The 13,498-nt window shown below is 31.9% G+C and carries 10 protein-coding genes; all 10 read left to right on the top strand.

From position 1 onward, the window contains the following. Positions 1-76: 76 nt before the first annotated feature. The 10 genes from MPAN_RS08900 to dnaX all read left to right on the top strand — a co-directional run bounded on the left by MPAN_RS08900 (position 77) and on the right by dnaX (position 13,495). Positions 77-766 carry an immunoglobulin-like domain-containing protein gene (locus MPAN_RS08900; protein WP_231756774.1) on the top strand — a complete coding sequence of 230 codons (690 nt, stop codon included), beginning with the start codon at positions 77-79 and terminating at the stop codon, positions 764-766. Continuing rightward, positions 760-4,641, top strand: a complete 3,882-nt coding sequence (locus MPAN_RS09055) for an immunoglobulin-like domain-containing protein (RefSeq protein ID WP_325167923.1) — start codon at positions 760-762, stop codon at positions 4,639-4,641. The genes MPAN_RS08900 and MPAN_RS09055 overlap by 7 nt, the downstream gene beginning before the upstream one ends. A 182-nt stretch (positions 4,642-4,823) precedes the next feature. Continuing rightward, positions 4,824-6,257 (top strand): lamin tail domain-containing protein, encoded by a 1,434-nt coding sequence (locus MPAN_RS08885; RefSeq protein WP_176239504.1) that lies wholly within the window; start codon positions 4,824-4,826, stop codon positions 6,255-6,257. Position 6,258: 1 nt separating this feature from the next. Further along, positions 6,259-7,089 (top strand): hypothetical protein, encoded by an 831-nt coding sequence (locus MPAN_RS08880; RefSeq protein WP_176239503.1) that lies wholly within the window; start codon positions 6,259-6,261, stop codon positions 7,087-7,089. 85 nt (positions 7,090-7,174) lie between these two features. Then, positions 7,175-8,134 (top strand): DHH family phosphoesterase, encoded by a 960-nt coding sequence (locus MPAN_RS08875; RefSeq protein ID WP_176239502.1) that lies wholly within the window; start codon positions 7,175-7,177, stop codon positions 8,132-8,134. Next, on the top strand, positions 8,115-9,056 hold the full coding sequence (locus MPAN_RS08870) for a DHH family phosphoesterase (protein ID WP_176239501.1): 942 nt from the start codon (positions 8,115-8,117) through the stop codon (positions 9,054-9,056). Before MPAN_RS08875 ends, MPAN_RS08870 begins: the two co-directional genes overlap by 20 nt. 2 nt (positions 9,057-9,058) lie before the next feature. Further along, on the top strand, positions 9,059-9,925 hold the full coding sequence (locus tag MPAN_RS08865) for a tRNA 2-thiocytidine biosynthesis TtcA family protein (RefSeq protein ID WP_176239500.1): 867 nt from the start codon (positions 9,059-9,061) through the stop codon (positions 9,923-9,925). Next, positions 9,922-10,446, top strand: coding sequence for an MgtC/SapB family protein (locus MPAN_RS08860; RefSeq protein ID WP_176239499.1), 525 nt, complete (start codon positions 9,922-9,924; stop codon positions 10,444-10,446). The genes MPAN_RS08865 and MPAN_RS08860 overlap by 4 nt, the downstream gene beginning before the upstream one ends. Then, entirely contained in the window at positions 10,446-11,792 is a 1,347-nt protein-coding gene (mnmE, locus tag MPAN_RS08855) for a tRNA uridine-5-carboxymethylaminomethyl(34) synthesis GTPase MnmE (protein ID WP_176239498.1), read from the top strand. The genes MPAN_RS08860 and mnmE overlap by 1 nt, the downstream gene beginning before the upstream one ends. A 56-nt stretch (positions 11,793-11,848) precedes the next feature. Further along, positions 11,849-13,495 carry a DNA polymerase III subunit gamma/tau gene (gene dnaX / locus MPAN_RS08850; protein ID WP_176239497.1) on the top strand — a complete coding sequence of 549 codons (1,647 nt, stop codon included), beginning with the start codon at positions 11,849-11,851 and terminating at the stop codon, positions 13,493-13,495. Positions 13,496-13,498: the final 3 nt, after the last annotated feature.

Below are 13,498 nucleotides of genomic sequence, written 5' to 3'. Positions count from 1 at the left end.
GCAACATCATATTTTATAAATTTTGAAAGTCTACAAAGACATCAAAAAAATAAACAAAAAAAAACGGAGGATTCAAATGAAATCAAAAAGATTTAATTTATCTAAAGTTCTGTTAACGTTTATGTTTATGATGCTTTCTGCAGTAGTTTTGGTTGCTTGTGGTGACACAGACCAAGATTTAGTAGATCAAGCATTAGAAACGATTGCCGTTACGTATTCAAGTGGCGACACACAGGACTCAGTTACTAAGAACTTAATTTTACCTGAAACAATTGGTGAAATATCAGTATCTTGGGCATCAGGAAATACAGCTGTTATTAGTAACGCAGGCGTTGTTACTAGACCAGCAGTAGATACTGAAGTTGTATTAACTGCTACATTAACTTTAGGCGATGTTTCAGAAACTTATTCTGTTACAGTTACAGTTATAGCTGCAGTTGTAGTTATTGATCCACTAGATGCACTTGATGCTATTGTGATCACAGGTACAACATTAGAAATGGTTGGTTCAGTTTATGAAACAACAACTGACATCGTTCTTCCTGCAACTGCATTAGGACTAAACATTACTTGGACAACATCAAATGCGACTTATGTTGCAATAAATGGTTCAGTAACTAGACCTAATTTCGGAATTGCTGACCAAGTTGTTACATTAACTGCAACAATTGGTGGTGAAGAAGCTACATTCTTAATTAAAGTTTTAGCATTCACTGAAAAACCAGTATCACAAATCTTAGATGAAGCTAAAACAGCTTTATATTAGATGGTATTAGTGGTGGTGTCGCAACTGATATCACATTACCTGTTACAGTAGGTTCTGAAGGCGTAGTTGTTACATGGTCATCAGATAACACTGCAGCTATCGCTAATGATGGTACAGTTACTCGTCCAGCAATGGGATTAGATGATGTTACAGTTATTTTAACTGCTACATTAACTAAAGATACTCAAAGCGTTACAAAAGAATTTACAGTATTAGTTTTAGCAAATGTTGAACCAACATTATATGCAAGTATTGCTGATGTATTAGCAACTGCTGTTGCTGGCGATTTTGTTAAAGTTGAAGACGTTACAGTAGTTGGATTAACTGCAGATACATATTTATTTGCTGATTCAACTGGTATCTTAGCTGTTTATAACGGCGCTGCTCCTACAGTTACTGTAGGTATGGTATATGACGTTTATGGTCTATTTGATGTTTATAACGGTTCTCCACAATTAAACAACACATCAGACTCTACAATGCCAGCTGTTGCAACTCTCTCTGAAGGTGATGTTACAGTATTAACTCCAACAGTTGTTGATGATATTGCTGCATTTGTACCTGATACAGCACCTACATATGGCGCAAGCAATTTATTTGTGTATGAATATGTTGAAATTACTGCACTAGTTAAAATTCAAGGTGATGGTAATTATGAAACTTTCTTTGTAAACACTGATTATAGTGGAGCAAACATTAACTCTGATGCTAACTCACCTTATACAGATAATGCAATTATGATTTATTACAAATCTAATAAAGCTGCATTTAATGCATTTGATGGAAAAGTAGTATCATTTAATGCTTTCATGTTCTCTTATAGAAATGATAGAACAATATTCACACTAGTATTTACTGGCGAAGCTGAAGATATCACTTATATCGCTTCTGATGCTGAAGCAGTTCAAATGGCTAAAGATGAATTAGAACCAATGTTTGAATATGAATATATTGAAGCAGATACATTAGATCTTCTTGCAACATCTACTCAAGGTGCAACAATTGCTTGGGCTTCAGATTCTCTATTAGTTGATGCAACTACAGGCGCATTAATAATGCCTGTTACTGGTCAAGAAGATGTTACATTAACTGCTACAATTACTAAGGGTACTGAAGTTGGAACATTCACTGTTATGTTTAAAGTTGGTGAACTTCCAAACTCTACAATCTTAGAAGCAGTACAGTTAGGCACTGGTCATTTAGTTGAAGTTACAGGTATTGTTACTTCTGCTGAATATCAAAATACTTACTTTATTCAAGATGATACAGCTGGTATAGCAATTTATACAAGCTGGGGCGATTTAGAAACATTCTTACAAACTAATTTTGGTAAAGAAATTACTATTATTGGTGAAAGAGCAGAATATAAAGGCTTAATCCAATTATCAAGTATTTATTCATATGAATTAGTTGGTGATGCAACAGCTCCAATCGTTGCACTTAACGTTGATACTCATGGCCTAGATTCAGATTCATTAGAACCATTCCAAGGTCAATTAGTTGAAATGACTGGTTTAATTGTTGTTGGTGTTGACACAGATTCTTATGGAAATACTTATGTTGACCTAATTGATGGTACATCAGGTATGGAAATTTCAATGAAACAAGATTCAAGAGTAACACTTTCTACTGAAGCTGCTGCTTTATTAGCTTCTCTAGCAGTTGGAGATGTTGTAGCTATTACAAATCCACTTGCTTGGAATAATGCTCCTTATCTATATTTCACTGATACTACAATGATTACTGAAAGTGCATTGACTGATGCAGCTGCTGTTATAGCTACAAAAGCTTCACTTATGGTAGACGTTGATCAACCTGTTATTGCAGATGAAACATTAACTTTACTAGATGCTTATCTAGGAACTGCAATTGCTTGGACTTCTGATAATACAGCAGTTATTTCAGATGCTGGCGTTATCGTTGTTCCTACTGATATGAAACAAGTTACAGTTACTTTAACTGCAACAATTACTAAAGGCACTGAAACTGATACAGTTATGTTTGAAATATTAGTTGGTAATATCGTTCCAATAAGTGCAGCAATCGATGCTGAAATAGATGATGTTGTTATCGTTCAAGGTGTTGTTACAGCTGATGAATATTACAGAACTTATTTCATTCAAGATTTAACTGGTGGTATTGCTGTTTATACATTCGATACTGACATTCAAGATTTATTTGAAGCTAATGTAGGTAAAGAAGTTGTCGTTACAGGTACACGTGCTGTATACAATGGACTTAGACAAATATCTCCTACTGAAGTTGTAGCACTTACTACAGGTACACTTCCTGCAGCAACTAATGTTGATGCAGTAATGTTAACTGAAACTGATATGTTAATGTATCAAGGTATGTTAGTAGAATTAAACAATCTATTAGTTACTGATGTATATGCTGACAGCTATGATAATATTACAGTTACATTATCAAGACCTGCTGAAGGTAATTCAGTAAAAATTAAATTTGATTCAAGAGGCACATTAACTACAGCAGCACAAACTGCTTTAGAAGCAATAGTTGTTGGTGACGTTTTAAATGTTACAGCTGTTATGGCTTGGGCTAATGGACCTTTCATGTATTATACAAGTTCAACAATCTTAGGTGTTGGTACATTAACTGACGCTGACAAAGCTGCAATGGATTTAGCTGCTATAGAATTAGTAGAAACAATCACAGAAGCAGGAACTCTTGTTCTTCCCGTATTAGGAACTGAAGAAGGTTCAGTAATCGCTTGGGCTTCATCAAATGATGCAATAATCAACGCAGCTACTGGTGCAGTAGTTTTACCAGCTGAATTAACTGAAATAATTACTTTAACAGCAACAGCAACATTAAATGGAGCTGAAGCAACAGCAATGTTCTATGTTAAAGTTGGCGTTCCTTCAACAATATCTGGCGCTTCAGATTTATTCTTCTCAGAATATATCGAAGGTGGCTCAAATAATAAAGCATTAGAAATCTTTAATGGTACTGGTGCTGATGTTGATTTATCATTATACACAATCAATCAATATTCAAATGGTGCAGTAACTCCAAACAATACAGTTACTTTAACTGGTACACTTCTTAATGGTGATGTATATGTAATTTACAATTCTAGTTCAGTACAAGCAATCATTGATGAAGGCGATCTTGTATCAAGCGTTACTTATTTTAATGGCGACGATGCAGTAGAACTTGTTAAATCAGGTATTGTGATTGATGTTATTGGTCTAGTTGGAGAAGATCCAGGTAGTGAATGGACAGTGGGAACAGGCTCAACAGCTAACCATACACTTGTTCGTGATGAAACAGTTACTAGCCCAAATACAGTGTTTACACCTAGTGAATGGGTATCAAATCCTCAAGATACATTTACTTTCATAGGATCACATACAATGTTAGAACCTACTGTAGCTATGGATTTATTCATTTCTGAATATATCGAAGGTTCAAGTAGTAATAAAGCATTAGAATTATACAATCCAACTGATGGTGTTCTTGACTTAACTGCTTATACATTAGAATTATATTCAAATGGTTCTACAGAAGTTTCAGTTTCTTATACTTTAACTGGAACACTTGCAGCTGGTGAAGTGTTTATCATCGCAAACGCAAGTGCAGTTCAAGCAATATTAGACCTTGCTGATGTAGCTCAATCATATCCAAGTGTTCCAAATTGGAATGGTGATGATGCAGTTGTATTAAGAAAAAATGGTGTTGTCATTGATATTATTCTTTCAATTGGACATACTAATAATCAAAATGATGCTGAAAATTTAACATGGGTAAGAAATGCTAATATTACTTCACCTAATGCAGTATTTACATTGGCTGAATGGACTGAATATCCTAGTGATACATTCACATATTTAGGATCTCACACAGTTTCATAATTTTTAATAAAGCATAAATTTTATATAAAGCGGTTCCGTTCTTTAACGGAGCCGCTTTTTTTAATAGTTTTAGAAAAACATATCTTTTTATACTTAAGTATAAAGAAACTTAGAATACTATAATAAATTGTTTAATTATGATATAATATCTTTGCACATTACAAGTAGGAGATGTATATAAAATGATAAAAAAAGTACTATTAATTTTTGTAACTATATTAACAAGTTTAACAATAGTTGCATGTAAAACAGATGAAGAATTAGGTTTACCAGATTTAGCAGGAAAATCAAAACAAGAAGTTGTTAATGTTTTTTCTGATTTAGGAGTACAAGGCGTATTTGAAGATGTTATAAATATTGATATAACAGAAGGTTATTTTGTTTCATATGGTGAAGGCTTTGAAGTCGGGCAAACTTATGAAGCGGGAGATCAAATAACTGTTAATTTTGCATTATTTGCAAATATTTTACCGGATTTAACAGGAAAAACACAAGCACAGATATATGCAAGTTTATCTAAAATCAATGTCATTGTTGAAATTTTAACAGTAGAAACAAATGATGTTGAACCTGGATATTTTGTAGAATATGGTGATCAATTAGTAGCTGGCGACATCTTAAACGATGATGCGGTTGTAGTTGTCTATATTGCTGAAGAATTAATTATACCTGAATTAGGGTTAATCATTTCTAAATATTTTGAAGGTTCTGATGAATCCAAAATGGTTGAGTTATATAATACAACTGATGAAGCAATTGATTTATCAAATTTTAGTTTAACAATTTATAGAAGAGTTGTAACTGATACAGTTGAGACTTCAATAGAATTAACTGGAACACTAGCATCACATGAAACATTCATTATCGTAAATCCAAGTAGTCGTGCTGAAATATTAGCTTTAGCTGATATGACAACTGCAGATCTTTCATTTAATGGTAGAGAAGCAATTGCACTAACATACTACAACGATGTTGATACTGATGTTTTAGGAACTGTTGGTGGTGGGCTTTTATATGCAAATGATAAAACATTTGTAAGAGACATGTCAGTAGTCGAAGGTAATACAACATTTAATATTGCAGATTGGGGCATTTATGCTGTTGATAACTTTACAATGTTTGGAACACACCCAGTTGCATATCCTGAAACATTTACTTTAGAAGCTGAATATTTATTACTTGATTATTTCACCGAAGCTGGTGGCGTTGTAGAAGTAGAATTCATTTATAACAATGATGGTGATACTGCTTATTTCACTCCAGGTTTTGAAGGTGCTGATCGCGTTAGATTTATTGGAATAGATACATTAGAAACAGGCTCAGGAGATTTAGCAACACAAGCACAACAATATGTTGCTAGTTTATTAGAAAATGCAACAACCGTGTATATTCAACATGATCCTACATCAGGTATACGTGAAACATATGGTAGACATTTAGGCCTTGTATGGGCTGATGGAGTCTTGGTTAACTATATGGTTGTTAAGATGGGATATAGTCAAAATAACTATTCTGATGAAGATCAACAATTAGTATTTAATGGCATTTCATTAGACCAATGGTTCCAGAATGCAGAAAGCTATGCAAAAGCAAATAATCTAGGTATGTGGGCTTAAGATGAAGCTCGTTAATAGAATTATGTTTGGACTCATCATTACTGTAGGACTGATGTTAGTCTATAGCATAACAGATGAATATTATCGATCTAGAGAAATTGTAGATATTGCAGCTGAAAAATTAGAAAACCAAGAATATCAAGATTTAATTTCTGCTGCTTATTATGATGAAACACCGGTCTTTGAACAAACAGTTACACAAAATGATAAAGAATTTTTAGTTCTCATATATCAAGCTGCCCATATTACTGATACAACTAATGGATTACTAGTATTAGAAGGATTTCAATTATTAGTTGTTCAAAAAAGCGGGGAAATGTTACCTGAATATTTTGATGTTTTAGTAAGTGCTGATTCAGATGTAGAGGTTTCATACACAGGGTTTAATTTATATAATCTTGGATTATATTCTGCATTTGATCCAGATACACAAGGTTCACTTTTTCTAAGAAATTATTTTGAAAAAGATGACGTCTTTCAGACGATCACACATATTACTTTTTCCAAAGATGAAGTAGAAATCTTTGATATAGAAGTTGAACTTACTGAATCGCTTTACACATTAAAAACACCATTAGATAATTACATAAATGAATATGATGAAGTACCATTAACTGATATTGATGGAGTTAGTTATAATGCACCTATTATTATTAATGTAAGAGATAAAGTGACACGAAATGTGGTCATCTATCTTGTAGTTGTATTAACTAGTTACTATCTCTTGTTCATTAGACAAAGAAAAACATTGGGAAGAGATAAAATGTCAGAGGGATTGAAAAAAGATGTAGATAAGCTAAATAACGCTAAAGATAGCGATATATCAGCTTAAACAATAGAAAATAAAGCGGTTATATAATCGCTTTTTCTCTCTTTTTATGATATACTATTATAATCCGTAAAAGAAAGGAATTTGTATGAATATTAAAAAAGAAATACTAAAGAAAATAGAAGAATATAACAAAATTATCATCCATAGACACTCTAGACCAGACATGGATGCAATCGGTAGTCAATATGGACTTTATTTATTATTAAAGGAAAATTATCCTCAAAAAGAGGTTTATGTCGTTGGAGATTTAAATCAGATGAGTTATAAAGCTCAAATGGATGAAATTTCTGATGATATGTATAAAGATGCTTTAGTCATTATCACCGATGTTTCAGTAACAAGAATGATTAGTGATGATCGATATCCATTAGGCAAAGAAATCGTGATTATAGACCATCACCAAAATGATACAGATGTAGAAAATGTCTCTATATTTTATAAAGATCCTACATTTGCTTCAGCAGCTGAGATGATCGTAGATTTGGCAAGAGAATTTGAGTTTAAAATAACTCAAGAGGCAGCAACTTATCTCTATGGAGGTATGGTTACTGATACAGGAAGATTCTTATATTTAAATAATCCAAGTAAAACTTTTGAACTTGCATCATATATTACAAGTTTTAATCCTGACATCCAACCATTTTATGATTTCATATATACAGAACCACTTCAAAAAAGAAAGACTAAACAAATTTTTCAAAACTTTGAGTTAACAGATCATAATGTGGCTTATCGAAAAAATGATCAAAAAGTAATTGAAGAAAGTGGACTTGATTTTCATTCTATCTCAAGAGGTATGGTCAATCAGATGGCAGGTATCATAGAAGTTCCTATTTGGGCTAATTTCACTGAAGATGTAGAACATAACGTCATCGTAGGGGAGTTTAGATCAAGAGGTATAGTGATTGTTGATATCGCCAAAAAATATGGCGGTGGAGGACATAATCATGCTTGTGGAGCGAGTTTAAAAGATTGGAATGAAGTAGAAGATATATTAAAAGATTTTGACGAAAGGGTAGTAGAAAATGAAAAGAATATTAAATAAAATTAAACAAGCAGAAACAATTATCATTCATGGACATAAACGTCCAGATGGAGATTGCTATGGCGCACAATTTGGATTAAAAGACATTATTAAAACGACATTCCCAGAAAAACATGTTTATGTTGTTGGACAAACTTCAGATTTTGTAGATTTTGTAGGTAAAGTAGATACAATTACTGATGACAAATATGCAAATGCATTGGTTATCGTCGTAGATACTGCAACAGCTGAACGTATTAGTGACCCTAGATATGAAATGGGTAGTTATTTGATTAAAATTGATCATCATATTCCAGTAGATGATTATGGCGACTTAAGATGGGTAGATACATCTTTTCCATCATGTGCACAAATGATCGCATATTTTTATCATACATTTAAGAATGAATTGAAATTAACGAAACAAGGCGCAATCGCACTTTATACGGGTATCGTCACAGATACAGGTAGATTTAGATATAGAGGCGTTTCTAAAGTTACACATCAACTTGCAGGTATGCTTTTAGAAAAAGGCGTAGATGTTGAATTCATTGATCAATCACTAAGTAAAGAAACATTAGCTATGGTCGCTTTAAAAGGCTATGTTTATTCAAATTATGTTGCTTGTGATGGATTTATCTATATTAAGATGACAAGAGATGTGATTAATAAATTTGGTATTACTGATGAACAAGCTGCATCTCTAGTTAATTCTTTATCAGGTATTGAAGGATTTCCTGTTTGGGCATTATTTATTGAATATCCAGATGAAATAAGAATCCGTTTAAGATCAAATGGCCCAACAATTAATACATTAGCTAATAAATACGAAGGTGGAGGCCACGCAAAGGCTTCAGGATGTAGAATTAAGAGTTGGAAAGAACTTGATGCATTTGTTAAAGATGCGGAAGAAGTCGTAAAAGAATATAAAAATGAGGCTTAATAATGATCAAAGAGTGTCAAACAATCATCGTAGAAACACCTAAACGAGATTTACTTGAAATTGAAAAAAGTTTAATTACAACTTATAAAAAAGAATTATTTAAGCCATTTGTTAAGACAATTAATGAATATGATTTGATAGCTCCTGGTGATAAAATTGCTGTAGGTATATCAGGTGGCAAAGATAGTTTAGTTTTAGCTAAGTTATTTCAAGAATTGCAAAAACATAATAAAATACCTTTTGAAGTAGTTTTCCTATCCATGGATCCAGGATTTAGAGACGTTAATAGAGAGTTACTTGAAACAAACTGTAAATATCTAAATATTGATTTAGAAATTAGAAATTCACAAATATTTGAGGTTGTTGGCAAAATTGCAAAACAAAATCCTTGTTATATGTGCGCAAGAATGAGAAGAGGATTCTTATACAATGCAGCAAAAGAACTTGGATGTAATAAACTAGCTTTAGGTCATCATTTTGATGATGTCATTGAAACAACATTATTAAATATGTTTTATGGTGGTCAATTTAAAACAATGGTTCCTAAAATACAGTCAGATAACTTTGAAGGTATTGAACTTATTAGACCTATGATGCAAGTTAAAGAAAGAGATATCATTAGATGGATTAAATATAGTGGTATACAATCTATGAACTGTGGTTGCACAGTTGTTGCAGAAAAAACAAGTTCAAAAAGAAGAGAAATCAAGGAATTAATTGAATCTTTAAGAAAGATACATCCTGATATTGATCAATCCATTTATACGTCAGCAACTAATGTTAATTTAGATGCAATTTTGGGATATAATAAAAATAATGAAAAAATACATTTTAATCAAATGTATAAAGAAAGGGAGAAAAAAATATGATTTTAGAATTAGAACTTGGTATGACATTTAACGATATCCTATTAAAAATTTTATTACCGCTATTTTTAACTTACATCATTTCTGCTTTTGTTGGATTTGAAAGACAAAATGTAGGTAAAGCTGCAGGACTTTCATCTCATATTTTGGTTGCACTTGGAAGTGCAGGTATCGCTATTATGCAAAGATTAATGTTTGAACAACAAATTCTTCTCGCTCAAAGCGGCCTAAACATAGATCCTGAACAACAAAGAGTTATCGCACAAGTTGTTACTGGTATTGGTTTTGTAGGCGCTGGGGTAATCATTAAGGATCAAGCTCATGTTGTACGAGGTATAACCACAGCAGCAACCATTTGGGTTACTGCGATGGTAGGTTTAATCTTAGGTAGTGGATATATTCTTGTTGGGTCAATTTTAGGTGTATTAATGATCGTTTTAGTCTTGGCTAGAGACTTTTATAGAGGATTTAATCCATTTAAACCACATCACAAACAAGAGCCCAACGATAGAGAAATAAAATAATGCATTTAGAATCAATTGCTGCAATATCTACCGCTTTTGGAACTGCAGGCATATCAGTTATTAGAATCTCTGGAGAATCTGCAATTTTAGAATTTAATAAAATTTTTAAAGGTAGAGATTTAAATAAAGTAAAAAGTCATACCGTCCATTATGGACATATCATTAATAATGATGGCAGTCATTTAGATGAAGTTATGGTTACTGTATTGAGAGCTCCTAAAACATTTACTGCTGAAAACACAGTTGAAGTGAATTGTCATGGAGGTATTTTAATCACGCAAAAAGTCTTAGAACGTATCTTGGAACTAGATATTAGATTAGCTAATCCAGGAGAGTTTAGTGAACGTGCATATTTAAACGGTAGAATTGATTTAGTTGAAGCAGAATCGATTATGGACCTCATCCATGCTAAAAGTGAGAAAGCAATGAAGATTGCTAATTTAGGCGTTCAAAAAGAAACATCAAAACTCATAAGAAATTTAAGAGATAAACTTTTAACAATCATCGCTCACATAGAAGTAAATATTGACTATCCTGAATATGATGATGCAATCGTTATGAGCAAAGAAATCATTAAACCAAAAACACTTGATTTAATCAATGAAATTGATTTAATTTTAAGAGAATCACAAAAAAATCAAATCATTCGAGATGGTGTAAAAACCGCAATAGTTGGTAAACCAAATGTTGGAAAATCAAGTCTATTAAATGCACTATTAGATGAAGAAAGAGCAATCGTTACAGAAATCGAAGGAACAACTAGAGACACGATTGAAGCTTATATCAACGTTAGTGGTGTTACATTAAAATTAATGGATACAGCAGGTATCAGAGACACAGAAGATGTTGTAGAGAAAATAGGGGTAAATCGCTCTAAAAAGGCAATTACCGAAGCTGAACTTGTGTTACTTGTTCTTGATAGAAGTAAAGCTTTAACCAAAGAAGATCAAACCTTATTAGCACTAACGAAAGATCAAAGAAGAATTATTATTGGTAATAAAGCAGACCTTCCTAAAGCACTACAACTTGAAGAAGTATTAAGTATATCTACACTTACTAAAGAAGGTTTAAAAGATTTAGAAAAAGCGATCTTAAAACTCTTGTCATTAGAAGATATTGAATCTAGAGATTTTAACTATTTATCTAATGTAAGACATATACAAAAAGTCAAAGAAGCAAAACAATCTTTATTAAATGTTTTAGCATCTATAGAAATTGATATGCCTGTTGATGTTTATGCTATAGATTTAACCCAAGCATGGAAGTCATTAGGAGAGATTTTAGGTGAATATTATCAAGATGATTTACTAAATGAATTGTTCTCAAAATTTTGCTTAGGAAAGTAAGTGTTTAACATATTTATATGTTATAATAAAAAAGATAGAAAGGATCAGTGAATGATATGGCATATGTAGCATTATATAGAGCGTATAGACCTAAAGCCTTTGATGAGGTTGCAGGACAAAAAGTTATTATAAGAACTTTACAAAATGCACTTATGCATGATAAAATTCAGCATGCGTATCTTTTTAGTGGTCCAAGAGGAACAGGTAAAACATCTATTGCAAAAATATTTGCAAAAGCTGTTAATTGCTTAAGTCCTGTACATGGAAGTCCATGTAACTCATGTGATGTATGCAAAGGCATAGATCGCGGAGATATTCCCGATGTTATAGAAATCGATGCAGCATCAAATAATGGTGTTGATGAAATAAGAGAATTAAGAGATAAAGTTAAATACATGCCTTCTGTTGGTAAGTTTAAAGTTTACATCATTGATGAAGTCCACATGCTTACGCCGGGCGCATTCAACGCACTTCTTAAAACTCTAGAAGAACCACCAAAACATGTTATCTTTATTCTAGCAACAACAGAAGTTCATAAAATACCACCTACGATATTATCTAGATGTCAACGATTTGATTTCAAAAATATTGAAATCAGAGATATGGTTGAAAAATTAGATGAAATTGTTAAAAAAGAACAAATCTCAATTACTAAAGATGCGATCATTGCAATAGCTGAAAACGCTGAAGGTGGTTTGAGAGATGCGATTAGTTTATTAGATCAAGCAATATCTTATGCAGAAGAAGAAATTACTGAAGAAGATGTTCATCAAGTCTCAGGTAGTGTTTCTAAAAAAGCACTAACTGATATATTACTTGCGATCATTCATAAAGAAATATCAAAAGCAATAGTCATTTTAAAAGATCTACTTGCAGACGGTAAAGAAATCAGTCGTATTGTTACTGATTTAATCTTAGCTTTAAGAGATATACTACTAGAAAAAACAATTGAAGTTGATATTCCAAAATATAAAGATATAGTTAATATTTTTCCAATTGAAAAAGTTTATTTTTATCTTGATGTTTTAAATAAGTGCCAACAAGACATGAAATGGACACATCAAAAGAGAGCTTATGTAGAATTGGCTTTAATCAAAATGATGGAACATCAAAATCTTAAACAAATAGATTTTGAAGCAACCATTCTTGATTTAAAACAATCTATTCAAGAGTTAAAAGAAGTCAATAAAAATCAACCTGTTGTAGCACAACAAACTACATTAGAACCTCTTGTTACAGTTAAAGACGTACAAAAGATATTAAACAATGGGGATAAAGACAAAAAACAAACACTAATTTCTGGATGGTCATATTTAAAAAATTATCCAAAAGATCATTTAAAAATGGCTGCATATCTTTTATATCAAGGTGAATTAGAAGCTGTCTCTGATTATATGTTAGTCGTTTATGATGATATTAATATTTGTAAACAAATGTATGATCCAGAAGTTGTAGAGCAAGTTTTAGAAATTATTAATAATAAGAATAAATTAATTAAAGGATATTATGCTATTTTAAAATCTGATTGGTTAGTAATTAAAGAAATATATAGTGATCTATATATAAAAAAAGGTCAAAAAAAGCCTAAATTACCACCACATGATTTTAAATTATATAAAGATCTTATTAAAGAAGAAAAAGAGTCAGAAACAATTAGTCTAGCAAAAGATTATTTTGGTGACAAAGTAAAAATAAAGGAGTAAAAT

This window comes from Mariniplasma anaerobium (genome assembly GCF_016865445.1).
GTDB lineage: Bacteria > Bacillota_I > Bacilli_A > Acholeplasmatales > Acholeplasmataceae > Mariniplasma > Mariniplasma anaerobium.
This window is presented reverse-complemented; position numbering and strand designations above follow the sequence as displayed.